This window comes from Ferruginibacter lapsinanis (assembly GCF_020783315.1).
GTDB classification, from domain to species: Bacteria; Bacteroidota; Bacteroidia; order Chitinophagales; family Chitinophagaceae; genus Ferruginibacter; species Ferruginibacter lapsinanis.
Map to the genome: position 1 here is coordinate 3,346,200 of NZ_CP086063.1, position 25,250 is coordinate 3,371,449.

The window sequence follows — 25,250 nt, forward strand, 5'->3', positions numbered from 1 at the left end:
CTCCAAATCACCAAATTATCAAATCTCCAAATCATCAAATTAATTGATGACCCTCACAGCCCACGTAAGCCTTGTACCTCCTCTGCGTAAGGTTTCTGCAACAGAGCAATATTTATTCATTGATAATTCGCAAGCCCTTGCAGCTTTTTCCGGATCGATATTTCCTTTCAGTTCAAATACGATCTTCACATCTTCCCATAAAGAAGGTTCTTTACCCTTTTCTCTTTCGCCTTCTATCTTAATAGAAAAACCATCAACGGTTTGACGTTGCTTTTTCAGTATCATCACAATATCAATTGCACTGCAACCGCCCAAACCCATCAATATCACTTGCATAGGACGTACGCCATAATCGTTACCACCTGTTTCAGGACTGGTATCCATACGAACAACATGGCCATTGGCATCTGTAGCCTCAAAGCCACAATCGCCATTTACACGGTTTAAATTTATTTCTATCATTTATTCAATATTTTTGCAAATATAATTCTTGCAAGCCTTTACTTTGCATTTTCAATCGAAAACCTATTAATGGAGTTTTTTCACTATCAACATAATTTTCAACTGGAAAACGGGCAGTCATTACCCGGCATCAGCATAGCATATACAACTTACGGTACTTTAAACGCCGAAAAGAGCAATGTAGTATGGGTTTGCCACGCTTTAACGGCAAATTCCGATGTGGCTGAGTGGTGGCCCGGTGTTGTGGGCAGCGGACATGTAATAACCCCCGAAAAACATTTTATTGTTTGTGCCAATATATTAGGCTCCTGTTATGGCAGCAGCGGCCCGTTAAGTACCAACCCTGCCACCGGACAACCGTATTACAGCAGTTTTCCTCAAATAACCATCAGGGATATGGTAAATGCCCATATTTTACTGCGTAAGCAATTGGGTATAGATAAAATATTTCTCTTAATGGGTGGCAGCATGGGTGGCTACCAGGCCATGGAATGGTGTGTGATGGAAAAAGACGTGATTGAAAATTTATTTTTACTGGCAACCTCGGCTACAGAAAGTGCCTGGGGTATTGCTACCCATACAGCCCAGCGTTTAGCCATCGAAGCCGACAGCACCTGGAAAGACGCCTCACCCACCGCCGGTGCAAAAGGATTAAAAGCAGCCCGGGCATTGGGCATGCTCACCTACCGCAACTACGGCATTATGGTGGCACAACAAACAGATACCGATCCTGAAAAAATAGACAATTACAAAGCCTCTTCTTATATCAATTACCAGGGAGATAAATTAGTAAAACGTTTTAATGCCGTTAGCTACTGGTTGCTTACCAAGAGTATGGACAGCCATCATATTGCCAGAGGCCGTGGCGGAAAATTAGAACCCGTTTTACAAAGCATCCACCAACGCACCCTGATCATAGGCATCAGCAGCGACATTCTTTGTCCGCTGGTAGAGCAGGAATTTTTAGCCAGCCATATCCCCAATACAAGCCTGGTAGAAATCGATTCATCTTACGGCCACGATGGCTTTATGGTAGAGAACAGAATAATATCGCAGCATTTGGAAAAATGGCTGCATGACGGCGCAAAAGGATAAGCAATATTTTTTAGGGGCTGTAAGCAGTATACAATACTTCAGCAGTAGTTCCGGCTATCACTGCAATGCCTGTCCCGATTTTTCGGGATCCTCAACCCACCAAGGCGGGGTTCCGGGCTTTCCGTTCTATCCGGCATCCCTTGTGCATTTGTTTTTCAATTAGCAAGTATCGAAAGGACAAAATGTATACATAGTTGTTTTCTTACCCGAAAGCCTGCCGGAAATCCGGGGAAGGTTTCGGGAATACCCGAAAGCCTGCCGGAAGTCTGGGGAAGGTTTCGGGAATACCCGAAAGCCTGGCGGAAGTCTGGGGAAGGTTTCGGTATAATACGGAAAGGCTGCCGGAACTCAGGGAAGCTTTCGGTATGATACCGAAAGGCTGCCGGAAACCCGGGGAAGGTTCCGGTATGATACCGAAAGGTTGCCGGAAGTTCCGGGAAGGTTTCGGTATCAAAAAATGGCAAGAAAGTGGGAAAACAACAGCTTAAACAACAGCTTTTTGCATAGCTGGTGGAAAATTGAAGTTTTTGAGTGATTTTAAAGAAAGAAAAATTGTATTGGCGCAATAACAATACAAAAAGTATACTACTAAAACATTGTTTTTTAATGGTGGCTTTTTTTAGGGATAGGGTGTGATATCATATATATTTGTGTTGTGTGCAATGCTACCGAGCAACTTTTCACTTACAGAAGTCAATTAATATAATATGGAATTTTTTATTGAACCGTTTAAAGTTATTGATACACATGAAGATGCTAAAGGCAACATTTATCATTTAGCAATTATTAAGTCACTATGGTTATCTATTGTTTGTGAAATGGGCATTAAAGAAGCCGTCCATGGCGACAAATACTACGTCAATTATATTTCTATTCGTCCTAATTCAGATTTGAAAAAAGAGTTGTGTCACGAAGGTTACTCATTTGAACCATTTAGCTTATCGTTTATTCAAAGCAACGCAAAGCAGCTTCTATCCAATTTTATCTTAGATACAGCAAAATCAAAAAATATCAATATACTCGGGGATGAAGCAGATAAAATGTCGGGAACTCTGATTGACGAAATTTTTGGGACATCTCAGGCAAAGATCGACGATAAAATAAATATGTTTTTGTGACCGGAAATTTGAAAAAATCGCACTGCACACAACATTGGGTTTTATGTAAGTTGGGCATAACCAGCAAACATCAGCCAATTGCAAATCCAAGCTGTTGTTCAGGCTTGACGAATAAGTCTCAACTTTAGTTCTTAAATTCAATTTTATATTTTCAATCAGCAGCGGTTATGGGCAGACGGATTGCTAATTCCCAACCTGCATAAAGCCCTGCTAGTTGTACGTCATACTAAAGAACTATCATGTCATTATTTAACTTCTTTAAACGAAAGAAAAAAGCAGACAAAGAGCCGCCTTCTGTTGACACGACAGTTGATAGAAACCTTTGGAAAGGTAAAGATTTTGAGTTTTTAATAACAGGCAACATTGATATTCCCATAGACACTTATGATTCAGTAATGACACCAAATTCTTTTGAATGGGTTAAAATTGACAAGGACAATTGGACATACTATCAAGTTGGACAAGATGAATTCAGTTATTCATGGGAAATGCCTGGAATCCAAATGACATTTAACGATGCAATACCTTTTCAAAAGGCTAAAAAAATTGCTGATGAAGTAATTGGAAATCTAAAAATGATTGGGCAATTAGCTGAATTAGTAATTTTAGATAAAACAAAAGCGTATCGCTTCGACTAATAAAAAGCACACAAACTCCTGCCAATTGCCTGTCAAGCTACGGCAACAGTTTTAATTTTAAAGCAAACAATTTTCAAACCGACAAATGAAATTTTGGATACGACTTCTTCCTCTGACAATTATTGACTTTGTTATCATTTGGCTTTGGGTAAGACAAAGCGACCCTGATCCAAGTGTTTCAATCGGACTTGTTCTGTTGATACCATTTGTTGTAGTTGTAAACCTTATAATTGCTGTCATACTCTACTGGATAAAGCGACAATACTCTTTGCTTTTTGTTGCTAACGCAGTTCCGTCCGCAATTCTTATGTACTATTTGTTTATAGCGGGTATTGACCGACACCAACAATTAAGATATGAAGGTTGGAGCTTTCAATTAAAGGACACTGTTTATCGGGTGACACATTCAAAACTTGATAGTAGTTTTAATATGACCTATAGCACAAACCCAGGTAGTTCAACAAGTTTTCTTGACGGCAAATTCACAAACAATAAAAATTATTATTTGCTGATAACTAACACGACAAAGTACATCATTAAGAATGACTATCTGTTTAACTTTAGGAGTGACAGTATCAAGTTAATAAAAGTTGATTATTAAAAGCCCCTGCCTTGTTTCGTGTGCCATGAAACAAGGCGAAGATATTTTTAAAGATGCCCCCATCTATGAATAAGACGAATTTCGCAGAAAGTATTTTGGAACAATATCGAAATGGACAACGGTATTTTGTCGACCTGAACTTAGAAAATGAAAGTTTTGACGACCAAAACTTACAAGAAGCAGTGTTTGAGAATTGTTTCCTTTACTCTAGTTTCAGAAGAGCCAACTTAAGAAACGCAAAATTCATTAATGGCAATATCAAGACGTGTGACTTCAGTGAGGCAGATTTGACAAATGCACACTTTGAAAATCTTGCTGTCGAAAGTTCGCAATTTGCACGAGCCAAGATTGACGGAATATATTTTGATAACAATTGGGCTTATGGACAAAAGGTAACTAGAGCAGACTTTGACGAATGGATAAAAGATTACGAAGAATAAAAACTCCCGCCGTTGTTGGTCGCCTGACCAACAACATTCAATGTAATCAGTTCTGCCCCGGCGGAATTTCCACATAACTAATCTGCTAATTAAAAACGTTACCGCCAAACCCCGCCGCCAAGACAATAAACCGGTTGGTAAGAATCCCCTCCGGGGAGAAAACTGTTGCATTTACAAAACGAGTGTTGTAAATTGATACAGCAACTATGTATTTACCAAACAAAAATTTATGAAAAAAATAAGCTCATTAATTTGTTGTATCCTTATTTGCGCATTTGTATCAGCACAAACACAAAGCAATATGAAGGAGTATCTTTTAACCAAAAGCAAACATCATAAAACTGTAGCCTGGGTGTTAGTTGGGGCAGGTAGCGCAGCAATCATTACAGGTTTAATTTATAACAGCAGCCATAAAGAGGGATCTTTTGAACAAAACTTTACCGGCGGTTTTATTATTGCCAGCGGTTTGATATGTGCAGGAGCAAGCATCCCTTATTTCATCAGTGCCAATAGTAAAAAAAAGAGAGCGGCTAGCCTGGCATTTGGTAAACAAAGCATTTTAACCCCTGTTAATAATGTATTTTGTTTAACCACACAGCCAGCTGTATTTCTAAGGATCCCAATAAGCAGATAACCGGCAAAGAATATAACTCCCCGCCGTTGTTGGTCGCCTGACCAACAACATTCGATGTGATCCCCCCTGTCACAACGGAGGGCTCCAACTGTGCAACAAATTAAAAACACTACCAACTCCCCCCAACCAATAAAGGAAACGTAAACATATAAACCACAATAGCTCCACACTCAAAAAAGCACTATACAGCAAGGGTATGAACTGCTTATTATCATATATTCCCCTATCCGATATCATTTTTTAATTTTTAGCTGCCTGATATTTTTGCTGCATTAATTAATTTGGAGGATTATGCAATCTATAAAATTCATTTGTGAGGATCTCAAACAAATACAATTTGCATTTGCAGTTCGAAAAAATGTTAATGCATATTTCAGGGATAATGAAATTTCGATAAAAGGCAACCTAAGGCTTGCCATCCAGACATTTGTGATGTTATCGCTATACATTATCCCATTCGCTCTCATATTCATCACTCCAATAAATGCCTGGCTTGCACTGCTTATGGCAGCCTTATCCGGCGCAGGAATGGCAGGTGTTGGAATGTGTGTGATGCATGATGCCATTCATGGATCTTATTCAAAAAAAGAATGGATCAATAAAATGCTGGGCGGAACTATATATCTATTGGGCAGCAATGTATTTAACTGGAAAATACAACATAATTATTTGCATCATTCCTATACCAATATTGAAGGATATGACCATGATATCAACTCGAAAGGACCGATACGTTTGTCGCAATATGCTCCGTTAAAAAAAATTCACCGGTATCAATACATTCATGCTTTCTTCTTTTACGGTTTAATGACAATTACTAAACTTATCAATGACTTTGTACAACTACATGACTTCAACAAAGCAGGTATTACCCGTAAGTATAAGATCAATCCTGTTTTTGAATACATAAGAATGGCCATTATAAAGAGCATTTATCTTTTTGTTTTTATTGGGTTACCCATATTATTTACTTCTTTCAGTTGGTGGCAGGTATTGCTCGGTTTTTTAATCATGCACTGGGTAGCAGGTTGTATACTGAGTACTGTTTTTCAAATGGCACATGTAGTTGAAGGCGCAGAGCAATTATTACCCGATGCTCAAGGTATCATATACCAAGAATGGGCAGTTCATGAATTACTTTCCACTTCAGATTTTGCCAGAAATAATCTATTTCTTGAATATTATGTTGGCGGATTGAATTTCCAGATAGAACACCATTTATTTCCAAATATCTGCCATATACATTACAGAAAAATTGCTCCGATAGTAGAGCGGACAGCAAAGGAATTTGGTTTCACGTATAATGTAAAGCCAAGTTTCCGAAATGCATTTTATTCTCATGTTCAAAGACTAAAAGAATTGGGCCAACCTGCTCCACCAACAAAATAGTAAAATATACGATCTACTTAGCAAAACGCCTGCGCTATACACTTTGCCCTGCATATCTTCCCTACATAAAGCTATCCGTCCGCTATGCACAAAACTGAAATTTTGACTTTTTGACATTGAAAAAAAATCAGTTTTTCTGAAAAAAAATCAGCCCGAAAAGCCAAAAATATACGATGGCATTTATTTTGATTTTATTCTTCCGAAATTAATTTATTAACCAAATTAAAAAGGAGGCAATTATGACAATCGTAAAGAGAAATGGCAATTTGCTGAACCACTTCCCTACACTTTTTGATGATTTCCTTAACCGTGATTTTTTTAATTGGGGGTTGACAAATTATTCAGACACCAACACTACGATCCCTGCAGTCAACATTAAGGAAACCACAGATAATTATGAGGTTGAGGTTGCAGCACCTGGCATGACAAAAAAAGACTTCAAAGTTCAGCTTGAAGGAAACATGCTTACCATCAGTTCTGAAAAGACTACCGACAAAAAGGAAAGTGATGATGTAAGGTATGCCACCCGTGAATTTAGTTATCAATCTTTTTCAAGAACTTTCAACTTGCAGAAAGATGTGGTTGACACCGAAAAAATTCAGGCGAAATATGAGGATGGTGTATTGCATCTGTTGATTCCAAAAATGGAACATGCAAAACAAAAACAGCCAAGGCTGATCGAAATTTCCTAAGTAGTCGCTTTTCAGTAAACAATAAGCGTTGCTTTATTAAAGCAACGCTTATTGTTTGATCATGATCTCACATATACGCCAACACATAAAACCTACCCCCCTCCTCTTTTTTTTGCCTATCTCGTATCTAGCATTTATATTTGACCGTATTTGACTACCTAAACTTAAAAAAACACCTCCTATGTTTGGAGAAACATTTGCTTACGGTCTTCGATTGATGACCCATGTAGAGTTCTGGATATCGATATTGTTATATTGTTTTGTACTGGGCATCTTTTACCTGGCCGTTGGTTATTCAATGAAAAGAAATGAAGAAAAGCATGGATCGGCTTTTGTTGCTTTCATCACAAAATTATTCAGAGGGCCATTATTACAAGCTATCATTGGCGGTATTTTCCTGATCGAACTCATCCCGATCTTATCAGGTGGCGAAGATTTTGCCAGCCCGGAATTCTTATTGATACATTGGTGGAGCATTGCCAAAGCAGGTGTTATTTCAACTGCTGTTGTTTTCATCCTCTCAGTTATCCCATTCATTCGTGATCAAATCATTAAAGTACCCGGCACTACCCTGTTCCTTCAGGGAACCATCATCTTCCATCTTTTGGCCAATGAAACTTTAACAGACATCGTAAAACAAGAAGACGCCAATGCGGTTGTATTACCTAGCTTTACCGCAACCGTAGGACTGCTGCTCTTGCTCATCGTACTCTTATATATTGTATCCCGTTTTATCAGTTTCCTGCTGATAAAGCTTAAAATACTGGATGAATACGCTATTAAAAGACACACATTCCTGATTGGAAATTTTGTAGGCGTATTCCCTGCCATTTTTAGTTTGTGCATTTATTGTGCTTACATAAGATTGCTGGTAATTGATGTGGCTACAAAATCTCTTTCGTAAAAAAGCAGGCTGTATTATTATTTTTTAAAATACGACATCCTGCATTATTCAGACATACAGCGTCCCGAAACCCTTATCCATCAACAAATAAGACCACCCAAGTTTAAAAGCACTACTTTTACATGGGTTTATCATTATAATTGAAAAGCAGCATAGTTAAAATAAATCCAACAATCTAATGAAATTGAGCAATACGAGAATTGAGGTAATGAATCACTTAGCCAAAGATATGGACACCATCATTGGCGATTATCTTAAAAGCATTGATACCAATTGGCAACCATCCGATCTTTTACCCGAAAGCAATAGTGAGCATTTTTTAAGAGAAGTAGCAGAATTGCAATTACAATGTAAAGAACTTCCCTACGATTATTTAGCAGTACTGGTAGGTGATGTTATTACTGAAGAGGCTTTGCCTACTTACGAAAGCTGGCTGATGGATGTAGAAGGCATTGATAAAACCAAATCGGAAGGCTGGAGCAAATGGGTACGCATGTGGACAGCTGAAGAGAACCGTCATGGTGATCTGTTGAATAAATATCTATACTTATCCGGCCGTATCAATATGAGGCAAATGGAGATCAGTACACAATACCTGATCGCAGATGGTTTTGAGATCGGCACTGCAAGAGACCCCTATAAAAACTTTGTATACACTTCCTTCCAGGAACTGGCCACCAATATTTCACACAGGCGTACTGCTACCCTGGCAAAAAAACATGGCAACGATCAGCTGTCAAAAATTTGTGGTGTAATTGCCTCTGATGAACTACGACATGCAAAAGCTTACAAAAGTTTTATTGGTAAGATATTCGAGATAGACCCCAGCGAAATGATGCTGGCTTTTGAAGATATGATGCGGAAAAAAATTGTTATGCCTGCACATTTCCTTCGTCAGCAAGGTGAAACGATCGGCACAGCTTTTTCTCATTTCAGCGATGCTGCTCAACGTTTAGGAGTTTACACCAGCCTCGATTATACAGATATCTTAGAATCCCTGATAGAAGATTGGAATATCGCCAACATTGGCGATCTTACCGGCGCTGCAGAAAAAGGCAGAGACTATATCATGGGCTTACCGCAAAGATTCAGGCGTATTGCTGAAAGAGGTTTAAAAGCACCGATAGAATATCAGTTTAACTGGATCTATTAATACTTCATCATACCACTCCCCGCCATTAACAGATCTGTTGCTGAACACATCTGATCGCCGTTTTATTTGATGACTTATATCATTTTTAGTTTTGATAAACATCATAGATGTTAGTATAACTATTGAGCAACTTTGTTTTGCTTATTTGGATACAATCTAAAACAAATGTTATGAGTTACACAAATGCAAAACATATTGGCAATGCCCACCAGGAATGGCTGAATGAACTTGATTTTTTTGAAAAAGAGATCGGAATACTAGAAAGGCGACTGGCTGAAGTGAACAGCAAAAATACCAGTAACGAATCAAGGGCCGAAGTAGAACATTTTCAAAATCAGTTCATCGTTCAGCGAAATAATATTTCTGAATTAAAACATTCCATTAATGAAAACAAACACCTGGTATTTGAAGATGCTCAACAACATGCAGGTCATGTAAAAGTGATCCGTATGGATGAATATAAAAGGTTTGAAGATGAGATTGTTGCTTCTGAAAAAATATTGTACGAGTTACGCCAGGAGTTTAATAAATACGCAGCCAAATGGATGTGATCTTTTTTCATATAGCTATTAATACTAATTCGGAAATAAATATTTCCGGATCAAATATAAATAATGATAAAAGTCATAGCACCTTATGATGCCTGTCATTTTTTATATATGCTACCAAAAATATCTTTGTACAACTGATTGAAACTCTATTAACCATTACGATAAAAAAGTTAAAGAACTTTAGTACAGATGTGAAGGTTAACACAGCAAGAACCCCTGTCTTATTGATGGGGATTTTTGTTTTACAGCAAACTGTAAATACTATCTTCATTCACTTCTTAAACTGACGGGCATCATTTTTACACAACTTATATTGCCATACATTACAGTATTAAAAATACTGCCATGAATACAATTATTATTCCCACCGACTTTTCGCCTACTGCAATCAATGCGATGAACTATGCTGTAGGTATGGCTAAAGAGATCAACGCAAGTATCATTTTGTTTCATGCATATCAGATACCTATGACAATTAGTGAGGTACCTGTACAAATGGTAAACATTGAAGAGATGAGAAAAGATGCTGAAAAACATTTACAATTACTTAAGGAAAAAATAGAACATGTTACTTCCGGCTCACTCAAGATATATAAAGAATGCAGATTGGGAAATACCGAAGACGAACTGGAAGATTACTGTAAATCTATTGATCCGATCGCTATCGTAATGGGATCAAGAGGATCTTCAAATCTAGACCGAGTATTGTTTGGCAGCACCACTCTTACTGTTATACGCCATTTGAGTTGGCCGGTAATTGCCATCCCTCCGGGAAAAGAATATCATCCCATTAAAAAAATAGGATTTGCCTGCGACTTTAAGCATGTGGTAGAAACAACACCAGTGGATACGATAGAAAAATTCGCCAAATTATTCAATGCTGAGTTACACATATTGAATGTAGATTATCAAGACAAACACTTTACTCCCGATACTCCACATGAGTCTGTGTTATTACATACAATGCTGGAAGACCTTAAACCAACCTACCACTTTATCGAAGATGCCGATATAGGTAATGGCATTAACAGGTTTGCAGAAGAAAATAATATTGATCTCATTATCGCAATTCCAAAAAAACATAAATTATTGGAAAGTATTTTTCATCAAAGCGGCAGCAAAAAAATATTATTTGCATCACACATCCCTATCATGTGCATACATGAATGATCTAAACAGGATCGTGTTCTTGTAAATTATTTATGGTATGATCAGATGTCCGCTGGCAAGCGTAATTTGCTTCTGCACAAATTTTGCAACATATTTACCTGTAGATAACACCAAGGACACTCCTTTGGTATAATTAGCTTTTATCGTGATCGCTTTTCTTGTAGCAACTAATTGTTGTTTATCGTTGTAAACGTATAGAGTCCCGGTTATACTATTTTTTGTACGATTGGCAATCACACAATTACTATCCTCATAAAACATCAGGTATTTTTCAGGAGATGGCCTGCGCTTGAGACCGGTACTCCCTTTCACTAGTACCTTTTCTTCTTTGCACACAAAATAGCTTACCGTGTCTGCTAATTTTAAAGAAGATACACTTTCAGGAAAAGCTGCCAGCATCTTTTCAGGTGTGTAGCTCGTTCTTTCAAAATTTGTATAATCTTTAGGACAGGCCAAGTTAAGTTTACCGGGCAATGTAAACAGTTTGGTATTGGTAATTTTAATTCCCGTAACAGAAGCCTGCCATTCATTTTGATTGGCAGCATAGATCACTGAGTTCCTGATCTCACTTGTCAACGAATCTGTAGGCCCGCAACCACTGGAATGCCAGAAAAATCCACGATTGTATATTTTCATCGTACAGTCATCCAAAATTATTTTCTCACTATTTAAAGGAAAAAAATATCCTCCGGGTTTCCGGGTTACCACTCCATTATATATATCGCTGAAATAACATCTTTTAAAGGATGTGATATCCTTCACCTTCTGTACCATTTTATTTGGTACAGTGTGCACCACATTTCCATAAAATGAACAATCTGAAAAATGAATATCAACTCCCGGTATCCATGCCGACCAATTATACATGCCTATAAATGTACAATTAGCGAAATTCATATTTCTTACCGTATTGGCTCCTACCGCCATCAACAGCCCACAGCCACGGTTATATGCAAATTCGCAATTAGTGAACTGTGCATAAGAAATATCTTTTTTTCTTTCCGGCTCAATATCTACACCGGCACTTGGTGCCGAATAAATATACAGCCTACCCGTATGATTGAACTTGCAATTGATGGCTGTCAAAGTATCTCCATCTACCCATGAGAATCCCTGCCTGCCATTATAACTTGATACCACATTTTCGAAACGAAGTTTATTGGCTCCGGCATTTTCTACTCCATCCAACGCAAAATGATGAACATTGATATCTACTAATTCGATATCACGTCCTTGATTGGTATAGATGCCTACATGAAATAATTGTCGTCCTACATCCCCCCAGGCCCCGCCAATTATACAATTATCCATATTGCCATCCAATTCGATATGCTTTATTTTTACGGTTGAACTGGAATTGATAGAAATAGCCCCTCCGATAGTAGCAGCAAATTTTACATCATAGTTTCGGCTAGCAGGGGTGCATTTAGGAATACCGAATCTTTGTTTATCATAATAAAATGAACCGTAATAAAGTCCATCAGCATATTTTATCAGCGGACTTTGCCCTTGTTTGTTTGGAATTCCCTCAACAGTTAAGTTTGTAACATTCTTAAAAAAAAGCAGATCGGCTCCATTCATAAATCTTCTGGGAGTATCCACCACTTGTCTTCCTACTTTATATAACCCGAATGGAATAATTAATTTACCACAGCCTCCGCGTTTGTTGAAATAATCAGCAGCCAATTCAAATGCCGCATGGTCATTGGTTATCCCATCACCTTTTGCGCCAAAATCCTTAACAATATTTTTTTCAATATAGCCGGCACCACATTCGCTTTTTTGCGGATAGCCCTTACTGACTGAGAACAGTAATAACACCAGTAACGCAGCTATATACTTCGATAATTTTACCATTATTTTTTATGGCGAGATTCCAACACCTGCAGAACATCCTGCAAAGAATGATCTTTCGCCTGTAGTAATATCAAATAATGAAACAACAGATCTGCCGCTTCACCTAAAAACAATTCTTTATTATTATCTTTTGCTTCAATCACAATTTCTACTGCTTCTTCCCCTACCTTCTGAGCAATTTTATTGATCCCCTTTTTGAACAGAGATGTGGTATAAGAAGCATCGGAAGGATTATTTTTTCTATCCGCAATAATTTGCTCCAATTGAAATAAAAAATCATTCGATTTATTTGTTTCACCCCAGCAGGTATCAGTCCCCTTATGACAGGTAGGCCCAACAGGCTCCGCTTTGATCAATAAGGTATCATTATCACAATCTGCTTTGATATCTTTCAACAAAAGATAATGACCACTTTCTTCGCCTTTCGTCCACAACCTGTTTTTTGTACGACTGAAGAAAGTAACTTTCCGGAGCTCCTGCGTTTTAGCCAAAGCCTCTTCATTCATAAAACCCAGCATTAATACTGTACCGGTTTTATAATCCTGAATAATTGCAGGTACCAGGCCATCCGCATATTTTTTAAAATCTACCACTACGCTCATAATCGTATATTTATTTTTTGTTGAGATAAATAATTTTTCAATTCAGGAATTCCTATTTCTTTATAATGAAAAATACTTGCAGCTAATGCAGCATCGGCTTTTCCGCCTTCAAACACTTCTTTAAAATGTTCCATTGTTCCTGCACCACCCGATGCAATGATCGGAACAGGCAATAACTCCGACAAAGCTGCTGTTATGTCCAATGCAAAGCCGGCCTTGGTGCCATCATTATTCATGGAAGTCAATAATATCTCTCCGGCTCCTAAGTCCACAGCTTGTTTAGCCCAATCGATCGTTTTAGTTTCTGTTTTGGTTCTGCCACCATTTAGATACACATACCATTCACCATCTTCTTCTTTCTTAGTATCAATTGCCAATACAATACATTGATTCCCGAATTCTTTACTCATGTCAGCAATGATCTGCGGATTTTTGTATGCAGATGTATTGATAGAAATTTTATCTGCCCCGTTTTGTAATAAAACAGATACATCTTCTACCGTGCTGATACCGCCACCTACCGTAAAAGGAATATTAATAGCAGCTGCTACCTTTTTTACCAGTTCTACTAATGTTTTTCTTTTTTCTACCGTTGCGGTAATATCTAAAAATACTAATTCGTCTGCTCCTTGCTGTGAGTACAATAAAGCCAGCTCTACAGGATCTCCTGCATCACGTATATCAACAAAGTTCACGCCTTTTACAGTTCTCCCTTCTTTAATATCCAGACAAGGTATAATTCTCTTCGTTAACATGTTAGTTGATCGTTGCTAATTGTTTCAATGTGATTTTACCTTCATAGATCGCTTTCCCGATAATGGCGCCGCCACAACCAATTTCTTTCAATTGCAATACATCATCGAAATTACTTACACCGCCACTTGCTATTAAATTGATTTCAGGATGTTGCTCCATAATTTTTTTATACAGATCAATAGACGGACCTTCCATTACACCATCTTTGGAAATATCAGTGCAGAAAATATGCGTTGCCCCCAGACTCAATAATTTTCCAATAAAATCATAAATATTCAAACCGCTATCTTCCAGCCAGCCACCGATCTTGATTTTTTCATCCAACACATCAGCTCCGATCAAAAACTTATCTGTACCGAATTCCATCAACCATTCTTCAATTACCTGTGGTTGCTTCACCGCCAAGCTTCCGATAGTTACTATATCTCCACCTGCATTTAAAATATCCGATACATCAGAAATCGTTTTTACACCCCCGCCAAAATCAATGATCAAATCTGTAGCTTCAGCAATTGATTCTAATACTTTGAGATTAACGATCTTCCCTGCTTTGGCTCCATCTAAGTCAACCACATGCAAGCGTTTAATGCCTGCTGCTTCAAATTCTCTTGCAACCTCTGCAGGATTTTCGTTGTAGATCTTTTTCTGTGCATAATCACCTTTTGTAAGGCGAACACATTTTCCATCTATGATATCTATTGCAGGAATGATCTCCATTATTTGATATTTATAAAGTTTTTCAAAATTGTTTCTCCAACAGTTCCCGATTTTTCAGGATGAAACTGAACTGCATAAAAATTATCTTTTTGCAATGCCCCGCTGTAAGGAATAATATAGTCTGTTGTTGCTACTGTAGCATTGCACAATGCTGCATAATAACTATGCACATAATACACAAAAGCATTTTCCGCCAACCCATTAAAAAGAACAGATTTATAATCGTAAATATTATTCCATCCTATTTGTGGCACTTTTTCTATATCCGACTTGAATAGCTTTACTTCTGTATCAAAAATACCTAATCCTTTTGTGTCGCCTTCTTCTGTATGATTGCACATCAGCTGAAAACCAACACAGATACCTAATACGGGCTGCGTCAATCCTTTTATAATTGTATCGAGGCTATTATCCTGCAAAGATTGCATTGCCGCTTCTGCATGACCAACTCCGGGGAAGATCACCTTATCAGCGCTTTGCAACAAAGCTTCATCGTTTGTAACAATCGATTCCACACCCAATCTATCCAAAGCATATTGAACACTTTGAACATTACCGGCATTATATTTTACTATTGCTACCTGCATTATAGAATTCCTTTTGTTGATGGCAAAGCGTTGTTATTGATATCTCTTTTCACAGCCATCTTTATTGCTTTTGCAAAGCCTTTAAAAATAGCTTCTATTTTATGATGTTCATTTTCGCCTTCAGCTTTAATATTCAAATTGCTTTTTGATGCATCGCTGAACGATTTAAAAAAGTGAAAGAACATTTCTGTCGGCATCTCTCCGATCTTTTCTCTTTTAAATTCAGCATCCCAAACGATCCAATTTCTTCCGCCAAAATCAATAGCAACCTGAGCAAGGCAATCATCCATCGGCAATAAGAAACCGTAACGCTCAATCCCTCTTTTATCTCCCAACGCTTTTGCGATAGCCTCACCTAATGCAATACCGGTATCTTCAATGCTGTGATGTTCATCGATGTGAAGGTCACCTTTACATGTAACATTCAGATCAATATTACCATGACGAGCTATCTGGTCCAACATATGATCGAAGAAAGCTAAACCTGTATTAACAGAAGCCTTTCCAGTTCCATCTAAATTCACTTCAATGGAAATTTTTGTTTCGTTGGTATTACGCTCATGCTTAACAATTCGTGGAGGTAATTTTAAATATTCGTAGATAGCTGCCCATTGTTTTGTTTCCAGCGCAACTGTACTGTTTCTTAATTCTGCGATTGAATCTTTTACTTCTGCAGCGCCTAATGTATCATCACCATTCAACCAAAATGCTTTGCAGCCAAGGTTTTTAGCCAATTGCACATCAGTAATTCTATCACCAATTACAAATGAATTGGCAAGATCATATTCAGGATTGTTGATGTATTTTGTAACCAACCCTATATTTGGCTTACGTGTTGGCGCATTATCTTTTGCAAAAGTTCTATCGATAATTACTTCAGAAAAATCAATCCCTTCATTAGATAAACTCTTCATCATAAAATTATGCACCGGCCAAAAAGTATCTTCAGGAAATGAAGCAGTCCCGAGTCCATCCTGGTTGGTGATCATTACCAATTCGTAATCTAACTCAGTAGCTATTTTACGCATATAATAAAACATATCAGGATAGAATGCTAATTTCTCGAAAGAATCTAACTGATAAGTTGGTGGAGCTTCGTTGATCAAAGTACCATCTCTATCTATGAATAAGACTTTTTTCACCCTTTATAATTTTTAAGTGTTTGTATTAATAAAATATTTTCAGCAGGCGTACCAACTGTGATACGTAAACAATTTTCACACAAAACTTCTTTTGTTCTGTTACGCACTACAATTTCATTATCGGTTAAATAAGTATATATTTTATCTGCATCATTTACTCTTATTAAAATAAAATTGGCATCACTAGGAAATATCTTTTCTACGAAAGACAAAGTACTCAATTCCTTTACTAATTTATCCTTTTCTACTACTACTTCTTTGATCCAGTTATTCACCTGGTCTGTATTTTGCAGTGCTAGTAATGCTAATTGTTGTGAAGCATCGTTTACATTATACGGAGGCTTTGTTTTGTTCAACAGATCAATGATATCCATTGAAGCATAAGCCAATCCCAATCTAAGTGCCGCCAATCCCCATGCCTTTGACAATGTTTGCATTACGATCAAATTGGGATATTCTGTGAGCTCTTGTATAAATGTTTTCTGTTTTGAATAATTGATATAAGCCTCATCAATGATCACTATTCCGGGAAAATTATTCAGTAAAATTTCTACATCTTCCCTGTTCATATTATTACCAGTAGGGTTATTCGGAGAGCAGATGAATAAAAGCTTAGTGTTATCATCAACGGCATTTAATATTCCTTCAACATCTAATTGAAAATCCGGCGTAAGGTTTACTTTTTTTATAGCCACATCATTGATGTTTGCACTTACTTCATACATACCATAAGTAGGCGGACAAATGATCACATTATCAACACCACCGGGGTTACAAAAAATACGATATGCCAGATCGATCACTTCATCACTTCCTGTACCAATAAAAATATTTTCTGCAGGAACTCCTTTAATTTTTGTCAAAGCAAATTTCACCTGCCATTGCAACGGATCAGGATAACGATTGTAGCTATCTCTTTCTAATGGAGAACCGTATGCATTTTCATTCGCATCTAAAAACACCGAGGCCTTCCCCGTAAATTCATGTCTTGCAGATGAATAAGGTTTTAAGCTTTTTATATTTTCCCGTACTAGTTTATCTAAGTTGAACATAATTATAAGAAGATTGAAGTTAGGATATAGAATTTAGAATTTTTTGATTGTAAGACTCCAGCATTTTACCAACCTCATTTAACAATAGTCTTAAATCTTCATTCTCTCCATATCCTAGATCATATGATAAAATTAAATAGTATTGACATTCTTCTAAAGAACCCTGAGCAATATTCATAAACCTCGCTTTATCAGCCTTTCCTCTTTTTTTATAGCCTTCTGCTATATTAGCCGGAATAGAAACAGCGGCTCTTTTAAATTGAGATGATAAAGCATATACTTCTTCCTTCGGAAATCTCTTTATGTATTTGTAAACTCCTAGCACAAACTGATGTGCTTTTTGCCAAACAATTAATTCCTGAAACTTTTGTGTTGTCATTATCGGTCAACTTCTGTATTCTATATTCTTTATTCAATATTCTTAAGACTATCCAATCTTACAGTTACTGCATTCTTATGAGCATCCAGCCCTTCAGCAGCTGCCATAATTTCTACCGTATTTCCAATATTATTAATTCCTTCCTTTGTTAATTGTTGAAAAGTTACTTTCTTAAAAAAACTATCCAACGAAACGCCGCTATATGCTTTTGCATAACCATTTGTAGGCAATGTATGATTTGTTCCTGAAGCATAATCACCTACACTTTCAGGAGAATAATGTCCGATAAAAACACTTCCTGCATTGGTTACTTTTTCAGCCAGAGCCAAAGCGTTATCTGAAGCAATGATCAAATGCTCTGCAGCATATTCATTCAATAATTCAAATGCATCATCTACATTTTTGACCACAATGTATCTGCTATGTTGCAACGCTTTTATTGCAATATCTTTTCTCGGCAGTTCTTTTAATTGTTTTTCTACCTCAGCCTGAACTGCCTTAACTAAGAACTCAGAACTGGCAACCAAAACAACCTGACTATCTGCACCATGTTCCGCCTGACTTAACAGGTCGGCAGCAATGAAAGCAGCGTTACTTGTCTCATCCGCATATACCGCCACTTCACTCGGACCGGCAGGCATATCAATTGCAATACCGGCTTTATTTACCAATTGTTTAGCACAGGTTACATACTGATTTCCCGGACCGAAAATTTTATACACCTGTGGAACGGTTGCTGTTCCATAAGCCATTGCACCAATGGCTTGCACACCACCGATCTTATAAATATTTTTTAAGCCGATCAATTGCGCTGTATATAAAATAACGGGATTTACTTTTCCATCTTTACCCGAAGGCGTACAAACAACGATCTCTTTAGAACCTGCCAGCACAGCAGGTATTCCTAACATCAACAAAGTGGAAAATAAAGGTGCAGATCCTCCCGGAATATACAATCCTACTTTTTGAATAGCGATTGATTTTCTCCAACATACAACACCGGGAGTTGTTTCAACTTTTTGAATTGTCTCTTTTTGAATAGTATGAAAAGCTTCAATATTTTTTTTTGCTTGCTGAATAGCTTGTTTTAATTTTTCATCCACCAACAAAACTGCTTCGGCAATTTCAGCTTCTGTTACTTTCAACTCATTCAGTTCAACCCCATCAAATTGTGCCGCATATTTTTTTACTGCAACATCTCCATTTTGTTTAACATCATTTAAAATATTACCTACAGTAGCTTCTAACGAACTGCTATCAAAAGCAGGACGCTGCAGAATTTGATTCCACTCACTTCTCTTCGGTTCAATATAAACTCTTTCCATAATCAAGCTCTTATCCCCCTTTAGGGGGTTAGGGGGTTAAACGATCATCTTTTCAATTGGCAAAACAATAATACCTTCTGCCTCAAAACTTTTCAGTTTTTCAATAATATCCCAAAAATCATTTTCATTCACTACACTTTGTACACTACTCCATCCTTCTTCCGGCAAAGGCACAATGGTAGGGCTTTTCATACCGGGTAGTACAGCCGAAATATTTTTTAACTGATGGTTCGGCGCATTCAACATGATGTATTTACTGTTCTTTGCTTTTTTAACCGCATTAATACGCAACAATAATTTTTCGAGTATCTCTTTTTGTTCGGGTGACAAATTTTTATTTGCTGTTAAAACTGCCTCTGATTTTAATATAACTTCTACCTCTTTCAAACCGTTTGTAAACAGCGTACTTCCGCTACTTACCAGGTCACAAATAGCATGCGCTAAACCAATGCCCGGTGCTATTTCTACAGAACCACTGATCTCATGTATCTCTGCATTGATCTTTTTTTCTGTTAAAAAATTTTGCAAAATAGTTGAATAAGTAGTGGCAATTTTCAAACCTTGCAGATCCTGAATAGAGCTATATTCAACTCCTTTAGGCACAGCAATGCTCAAGCGGCATTTACCAAAACCTAAACGATACACCAGGTCAATATCCTTGTTTTTTTCAAGCAAAACATTTTCACCAACAATACCAATATCGGCAACACCATCATACACATATTGAGGAATATCATCATCTCGTAAAAAATAAATTTCCAGCGGAAAATTATCCGCAACTGTTTTCAATTGCTTATTTCCATTACTAATTTCAATACCGCACTCTTTTAACAATTTGATTGAATCTTCGAAAAGTCTTCCTGATTTTTGAATTGCTATTTTTAGCATAGTCTATTTTTTAATATTTTATCTAACCTGGTTATAAACAAAAAGGGCTTACCTTTTGAAGTAAGCCCTTTTTGAAATATGTTTATTACATACATACCAACATAGCTTACCTTACGGCAGTAAATGATGATGATGTATGTGAGTAAATTGTTTCATTGATGGTGCAAAGTAAAGACCGAAAATTTATTTTGCCAAATAAAATTTAGAAATTCTCGGGAATCACACCTAATCCGGGGGAGTCTGTATATAGAATCCGGCCAAAATCGAATTTTACCCCTTCAGCAATATCCTCCGACAACAATAGCGGCCCATCCATATCTACATAATCTAATAGTGGTGCTAGCTGAGCAATAGCCCCTGTACCTACGGAACTTTCATTCATACAACCAACCATCACTTTCATGCTTAGTTCCCGTGCTCTCTTTATCATATTACGAGCAGGAGTAATACCGCTGCATTTGGTCAGTTTTATATTAATTCCATGAAAATGCTGATAACATTTTTCAACATCGCTTTCCTTTACACAGGATTCATCAGCTATCAATGGTAACGGCGAAGCATCAAACAATGCCTTCATCCCATCCCAATCATCTTTTGCCAATGGCTGTTCAATAAATTCTACACCCAAATCTTTTAATAAAGGAATTTTTTGTGTTGCTTGTTCCAATGTCCAACCAGCATTTGCATCAACTCTGAAAATAGCATCTGTATGTTTGCGTAATGCTGCTACCATTTCAATATCATTTTCTACCCCAACTTTTATTTTATAGATCGGCCATGGCTGCTCTTGCATTTTTGCAACCATATTATCAATTGAATCAATGCCAATGGTGAAATCAGTCAGCGGAGCTTTTGCTGTATCCAGATTCCACAACTGGTGTAATTGCTGACGTTTTATTTTACCATACAGATCCCAGCCCGCCATATCCAAGGCACAAACTAAAAAAGGATTTGCAGGAAATAAATGATGTAAGTAATGCCAGTATCTTTCGGGATCTGAGAAAGCGAATTTTTCTACAAAGATTTTTTTTCTTTCAAGGTCTTCTATCATTTTTTCTACTGTGATATCGTAGTAATTGATAGCAGGTGCCTCACCATATCCCACGAAACCAAAATGCTCCAACGCAACAATTAAAGTTGGCTGATGCGTTTTTGTTCCTTTAGAAATGGTAAAAGGATGTTTAAAAGGAAGGCTGTATGATTTGTAAGAAACTTTCATTTTATTTGAGGGCAAATATAAACCACATAGGCATATAGTTACATAGCGTGTTTCTATGTTCCTATATGCCTATGTAATACTAGTTCAAATTATCTGCCGCTTGCCTTTACCAAGCCGCCAAACTCTGCATTGAATTCTTTTTCCTTGATCAGGTCCTCCAGGCTCATATGCATCCTGTATTGCCAGTAATGTTTAGGATTGGCAGGAACATTGATCCTTTCATCATTAGGATTATCTCTTCTTAATTTTTCACTGATACCTAAAATATCCTGCAACTGGAAAATACTCCACATAGCAGGTGAGTATAAATGTTGCACCACTATTTCTTTATTGATCCATGCTTCGCAATAAAAAGGAGATGCGCCATAATGCCCCAATTCATTATTATAGAAACGTTGTGTTTTTGCAGGATCTTCTTCCCACCAACCCCTGATCGTACTCATATCATGCGTTGATGGCGTAACAACTGATAAATAAGGAGCATCAGCAGGATGGAAAAAATCTTTAGACGAATCTTTCGGCATACGTTGTATTTCAAGACTCAGCATACCCAACTGTTGCATTACATCAGGTACACAATTTGGTACCATACCCAAGTCTTCGCCACAAACCAACATATTGGTACTGCGTTTTAATTCGGGTAATTTATGAAGCGCTTCTTTTTTCCAGAAATCATCCTGTCTCACATAAAAATAATTTACATACAACTCTTTCAATTTTCCCTGAGTATACCCGTCGAGATATTTGAATGAAGTAGTATGATCTGCATTGATCCTGAAATGGAACTGCTGGCCATTTGACCCTTCTTCTTCAATTAAAATTATATTGCTGATGATATCATACAGTCCGAATTTTATTTTCTCCTGAAATTTATCATTTGGTTGATGACTAAAATAAGCTTCTACTTTACGCTGTGTATTAAACTCATCTTTGAGATACCATTGCCCATCGTAATTATTGAAAAAATTCTCTTTAGCATGATAATCATCTGTACCAAAAATTTCATATAAAACAGATTCGGTAATAAATGGAGTGCAATAACGTTGATGATTAAACGCAATACCGTTCTGATGAAATTCGCTGATGTGTACGGGTATAGCGGGAACAAATCTTCCTAAAATGCCTTCCACTGCATTAACCGGAATACTCCATATACGGAAGAATCCAAGTATATGATCAATTCTGAACGCATCAAAATATTCACTCATCTGCTCAAAACGCTGACGCCACCAGGCAAAGCCATCTTCCTGCATTTTCTTCCAATTATATGTAGGAAAACCCCAGTTCTGCCCTTTAATAGCAAAATCATCCGGCGGAGCTCCTGCCTGTGCATCCATATTATACAGATCAGGTGCCATCCAGGCATCACAACCATAACGGTAAATACCAATGGGCAAATCTCCTTTTACTACAATATCATTCTTATGTGCATAGGCAGTTGCATCTTTTAATTGCAGATGAAGATGGTATTGAATAAAATAATGCAATGCAATTTCATCATAATGCTTTTGGGTTGGTGATGCCAGTTCTTGTATATCATTTTCATGATATACACTATTGGTTGCCCATTGATTGTAATCAGACGTTTTATACTTATCTCTCAAATAACAGAAAGCTGCATACGGAACCAACCAGTGTCGGTTCATATCAAAAAATTCAAAATATTTTGTATCATTTAAAAACTCGTCTTTCTGCAACAAATACAATTCCTTCAAAACAGAAAATTTGATCTGCATTACGGCATCATAATCCACTGCAGGTAATGCATTTAGTTGTTGTTGCTTTTCTGCCAGAGATTTTAATGTTGCATTCTTTTTAGTACCAGCTACTTTTTCCAGATTGATAAAAAGCGGATGCAGCGCAAATGCAGAGATAGCTGCATAAGGATAAGAGTCTGTCCAAGTATGCGTTGCCGTGGTATCATTGATAGGCAACAACTGAATTAATTTAAGTCCGTTTATTTTAGCCCAATCTACCAACAAATTAATGTCGGTGAATTCACCGGTTCCAAAACTCTTATTCGTTCTTAAACTAAAGACAGGAATCGCTACCCCGGCGCCTTTCCAGTTAGGAAAAGGTAATTGAGCAAACCCATCATGCAATATGGTTAATTTACCTTTTCCGGTTCCTCCCTGTAATATTCTGTTACCACCGCCTTCAAAAAATCTTAACTTTTTATCGGTGGTTCCATACACTCCATATTTATATAATACCGGAAAACTTTCGTCAGACAGATCTAATTTGATTGTCCACCAATTGCCATTTTTACTAAGTAATAAAGGGTTTTCAGTACTCCAGTTACCCAATGTATCATTACTGCCAACGATACAGATCATTTCATCTTCCTTTAATAAAGGAGCTTTTACTCTTAACTCATGTGTACAGGTTTTTGGAGCAGGTACCTTAGTTGCAGTAGCAGTATGTAATAATACCTGCTGAAAAGGCTGTGTAAAGAAAGCATTCTCTACCTGCCCGGCATGATTCCAGATATCAATAACCGTAATTTCTTTAGCAGCGGATTTTTCAAAGTCAATTTCTCTATCATCTCCCCATTCTATAATTTCAGCCCCCGTATCATCTCTGTAAATATATTTGTATTGCAGGCTTCCCCCTTGTAAATCGGCTTCGGAAAACTCAACTTTTGCCAGCCATAATTCATTGTTAAAGTAATATAGGGGTACAGCTTTAGCTATGTCGTTATTACCTAAGGCATCACAATTTCCTGATACAAATAATGTTTGTCCGTACTTTGTGGAGAAACGGAGATAAAAGTTCACAGTCATCTAGTAAAAAGTTAAGGGTTTGCAATATATAACCTTTATGTAAAAAATACACAATAAAAATAGGCTTTTGAAATAATATTCGTCAAAATATTTTATCAGGTTAAATAATTGTCTGATTTCCACTATTTTTGCCAAAATTAATTGCAAAATGGAATCTACAAAAAAATCAACTGGCTTATATTGGGTATTATTTCTTGCTTCTGTAGCTGCCTTTTTTCTGGTATATAAAGTTGGCGGTGGCTATTGCTCAATGGTACTGCCTTTCAACGTTACATTTTTTGCAAAAGCCCTGGATCTGATGTAATCCAACGCCATTTTTCTTTACTTCTTTAAACTGTTAATAATAGCAGCGAATTCCTCTGCTATTAATGAGGCTCCGCCTACTAATCCCCCGTCTACGTCAGGCTGACCAAATATTTCTTTGGCGTTGGCTGCTTTTACACTGCCTCCGTATAAAATGCTGATGCTATCTGCTACTGCATTACCATATTTAGCAGCAAATACACTGCGTATATGTGCATGCATTTCTTGTGCTTGTTCGCTACTAGCTGTTTTACCTGTACCAATTGCCCAAATAGGCTCATAGGCTATCACAAAATTCGTAAGTTGTTCTGGTGTTAGGTGAAACAAACTTTCTATCAATTGAGTTTCTACATAACTGTTTTGGGTACCGGCTTCACGAATATCCAATGCCTCTCCACAACAAAAAATCGGTTTTAGGCCAAACTCCAGACAAAGATTTACCTTATCGGCGAGCATACTATTGCTTTCATTAAAATACTCTCTTCTTTCGCTGTGACCCAGTATTACATAATCCACTCCTATGCTTTGCAGCATCTCCACACTTACTTCTCCTGTATATGCTCCCGATCTTTTGCTATAACAATTTTGAGCAGCTATATAAATATTTTGTTTACCACTTAATTTATCTTTTACGGTAGTTAAATATGGAAATGGAATTCCCAGAACAGCTTCCTGATTTTCACCCAACTCAGTTGGAATGGCAAAAAGATCATTTAATAATGCTTCTCCCTGTGCAAGTGTCAAATTCATTTTCCAGTTTGCTGCTGCAATTTGTTTTCTCATCATTGTTTAT

26 protein-coding genes are annotated in these 25,250 nt (G+C 37.2%); 12 read left to right on the plus strand and 14 right to left on the minus strand.

All coding sequences use genetic code 11. The features are described 5' to 3' along the window. Window positions 1-39: 39 nt before the first annotated feature. Window positions 40-462 carry an OsmC family protein gene (locus LK994_RS14035; RefSeq protein WP_229760726.1) on the minus strand — a complete coding sequence of 141 codons (423 nt, stop codon included), beginning with the start codon at window positions 460-462 and terminating at the stop codon, window positions 40-42. A gap of 69 nt (window positions 463-531) precedes the next feature. Here LK994_RS14035 and metX point away from each other — a divergent pair, with 69 nt between their 5' ends. The 11 genes from metX (at window position 532) to LK994_RS14090 (ending at window position 10,847) form a co-directional block, all read left to right on the plus strand. After that, a complete protein-coding gene (metX, locus tag LK994_RS14040) occupies window positions 532-1,557 on the plus strand; it encodes a homoserine O-acetyltransferase MetX (protein ID WP_229760727.1) in 1,026 nt (341 codons plus the stop codon). A gap of 707 nt (window positions 1,558-2,264) precedes the next feature. Continuing rightward, entirely contained in the window at window positions 2,265-2,675 is a 411-nt protein-coding gene (locus tag LK994_RS14045; RefSeq protein ID WP_229760728.1) for a hypothetical protein, read from the plus strand. 239 nt (window positions 2,676-2,914) lie between these two features. Further along, on the plus strand, window positions 2,915-3,313 hold the full coding sequence (locus LK994_RS14050) for a hypothetical protein (RefSeq protein WP_229760729.1): 399 nt from the start codon (window positions 2,915-2,917) through the stop codon (window positions 3,311-3,313). A gap of 666 nt (window positions 3,314-3,979) precedes the next feature. Further along, window positions 3,980-4,354, plus strand: a complete 375-nt coding sequence (locus LK994_RS14055; protein WP_229760730.1) for a pentapeptide repeat-containing protein — start codon at window positions 3,980-3,982, stop codon at window positions 4,352-4,354. Between the two features lie 229 nt (window positions 4,355-4,583). Continuing rightward, window positions 4,584-4,988: a hypothetical protein gene (locus tag LK994_RS14060; protein WP_229760731.1), complete on the plus strand. Its 405-nt coding sequence runs from the start codon at window positions 4,584-4,586 to the stop codon at window positions 4,986-4,988. Window positions 4,989-5,279: 291 nt separating this feature from the next. Beyond that, window positions 5,280-6,377, plus strand: a complete 1,098-nt coding sequence (locus tag LK994_RS14065) for a fatty acid desaturase family protein (RefSeq protein ID WP_229760732.1) — start codon at window positions 5,280-5,282, stop codon at window positions 6,375-6,377. 239 nt (window positions 6,378-6,616) lie between these two features. Further along, a complete protein-coding gene (locus tag LK994_RS14070; protein WP_229760733.1) occupies window positions 6,617-7,069 on the plus strand; it encodes an Hsp20/alpha crystallin family protein in 453 nt (150 codons plus the stop codon). A 181-nt stretch (window positions 7,070-7,250) separates the two neighbouring features. After that, window positions 7,251-7,973, plus strand: a complete 723-nt coding sequence (locus tag LK994_RS14075; protein ID WP_229760734.1) for a hypothetical protein — start codon at window positions 7,251-7,253, stop codon at window positions 7,971-7,973. 178 nt (window positions 7,974-8,151) lie between these two features. After that, window positions 8,152-9,126 (plus strand): acyl-ACP desaturase, encoded by a 975-nt coding sequence (locus tag LK994_RS14080; protein ID WP_229760735.1) that lies wholly within the window; start codon window positions 8,152-8,154, stop codon window positions 9,124-9,126. 170 nt (window positions 9,127-9,296) lie between these two features. Further along, window positions 9,297-9,677, plus strand: a complete 381-nt coding sequence (locus LK994_RS14085) for a hypothetical protein (protein ID WP_229760736.1) — start codon at window positions 9,297-9,299, stop codon at window positions 9,675-9,677. A gap of 345 nt (window positions 9,678-10,022) precedes the next feature. After that, window positions 10,023-10,847 carry a universal stress protein gene (locus LK994_RS14090; RefSeq protein ID WP_229760737.1) on the plus strand — a complete coding sequence of 275 codons (825 nt, stop codon included), beginning with the start codon at window positions 10,023-10,025 and terminating at the stop codon, window positions 10,845-10,847. Between the two features lie 30 nt (window positions 10,848-10,877). Here LK994_RS14090 and LK994_RS14095 read toward each other — a convergent pair whose 3' ends face one another. The 12 genes from LK994_RS14095 to LK994_RS14150 form a co-directional block, all read right to left on the minus strand. After that, window positions 10,878-12,704, minus strand: coding sequence for a right-handed parallel beta-helix repeat-containing protein (locus LK994_RS14095; RefSeq protein WP_229760738.1), 1,827 nt, complete (start codon window positions 12,702-12,704; stop codon window positions 10,878-10,880). Then, a complete protein-coding gene (gene hisIE / locus LK994_RS14100; RefSeq protein WP_229760739.1) occupies window positions 12,704-13,306 on the minus strand; it encodes a bifunctional phosphoribosyl-AMP cyclohydrolase/phosphoribosyl-ATP diphosphatase HisIE in 603 nt (200 codons plus the stop codon). The genes LK994_RS14095 and hisIE overlap by 1 nt, the downstream gene beginning before the upstream one ends. Next, window positions 13,303-14,061 carry an imidazole glycerol phosphate synthase subunit HisF gene (hisF, locus tag LK994_RS14105; protein ID WP_229760740.1) on the minus strand — a complete coding sequence of 253 codons (759 nt, stop codon included), beginning with the start codon at window positions 14,059-14,061 and terminating at the stop codon, window positions 13,303-13,305. The genes hisIE and hisF overlap by 4 nt, the downstream gene beginning before the upstream one ends. A gap of 1 nt (window position 14,062) precedes the next feature. Then, on the minus strand, window positions 14,063-14,779 hold the full coding sequence (gene hisA / locus LK994_RS14110) for a 1-(5-phosphoribosyl)-5-[(5-phosphoribosylamino)methylideneamino]imidazole-4-carboxamide isomerase (protein ID WP_229760741.1): 717 nt from the start codon (window positions 14,777-14,779) through the stop codon (window positions 14,063-14,065). Next, window positions 14,779-15,366 carry an imidazole glycerol phosphate synthase subunit HisH gene (hisH, locus tag LK994_RS14115; protein ID WP_229760742.1) on the minus strand — a complete coding sequence of 196 codons (588 nt, stop codon included), beginning with the start codon at window positions 15,364-15,366 and terminating at the stop codon, window positions 14,779-14,781. Before hisH ends, hisA begins: the two co-directional genes overlap by 1 nt. Continuing rightward, window positions 15,366-16,508: a bifunctional histidinol-phosphatase/imidazoleglycerol-phosphate dehydratase HisB gene (gene hisB / locus LK994_RS14120; protein WP_229760743.1), complete on the minus strand. Its 1,143-nt coding sequence runs from the start codon at window positions 16,506-16,508 to the stop codon at window positions 15,366-15,368. The genes hisH and hisB overlap by 1 nt, the downstream gene beginning before the upstream one ends. Beyond that, on the minus strand, window positions 16,505-17,560 hold the full coding sequence (hisC, locus tag LK994_RS14125; RefSeq protein WP_229760744.1) for a histidinol-phosphate transaminase: 1,056 nt from the start codon (window positions 17,558-17,560) through the stop codon (window positions 16,505-16,507). The genes hisB and hisC overlap by 4 nt, the downstream gene beginning before the upstream one ends. Before the next feature lie 19 nt (window positions 17,561-17,579). Further along, entirely contained in the window at window positions 17,580-17,939 is a 360-nt protein-coding gene (locus LK994_RS14130; RefSeq protein WP_229760745.1) for a four helix bundle protein, read from the minus strand. A gap of 29 nt (window positions 17,940-17,968) precedes the next feature. After that, window positions 17,969-19,264 carry a histidinol dehydrogenase gene (gene hisD / locus LK994_RS14135; protein WP_229760746.1) on the minus strand — a complete coding sequence of 432 codons (1,296 nt, stop codon included), beginning with the start codon at window positions 19,262-19,264 and terminating at the stop codon, window positions 17,969-17,971. 36 nt (window positions 19,265-19,300) lie between these two features. After that, window positions 19,301-20,152, minus strand: a complete 852-nt coding sequence (gene hisG / locus LK994_RS14140) for an ATP phosphoribosyltransferase (RefSeq protein ID WP_229760747.1) — start codon at window positions 20,150-20,152, stop codon at window positions 19,301-19,303. A gap of 202 nt (window positions 20,153-20,354) precedes the next feature. Continuing rightward, window positions 20,355-21,371 carry a dipeptide epimerase gene (locus LK994_RS14145; RefSeq protein WP_229760748.1) on the minus strand — a complete coding sequence of 339 codons (1,017 nt, stop codon included), beginning with the start codon at window positions 21,369-21,371 and terminating at the stop codon, window positions 20,355-20,357. 89 nt (window positions 21,372-21,460) lie between these two features. Then, a complete protein-coding gene (locus LK994_RS14150; RefSeq protein WP_229760749.1) occupies window positions 21,461-24,154 on the minus strand; it encodes a 4-alpha-glucanotransferase in 2,694 nt (897 codons plus the stop codon). Between the two features lie 148 nt (window positions 24,155-24,302). On the opposite strand from LK994_RS14150, the gene LK994_RS14155 reads away from it, so the two are divergent. Continuing rightward, window positions 24,303-24,458, plus strand: coding sequence for a hypothetical protein (locus LK994_RS14155; protein ID WP_229760750.1), 156 nt, complete (start codon window positions 24,303-24,305; stop codon window positions 24,456-24,458). A 17-nt stretch (window positions 24,459-24,475) separates the two neighbouring features. On the opposite strand, the gene tpiA is transcribed toward LK994_RS14155, so the two are convergent. After that, entirely contained in the window at window positions 24,476-25,243 is a 768-nt protein-coding gene (tpiA, locus tag LK994_RS14160; protein WP_229760751.1) for a triose-phosphate isomerase, read from the minus strand. Between the last annotated feature and the right edge of the window lie 7 nt (window positions 25,244-25,250).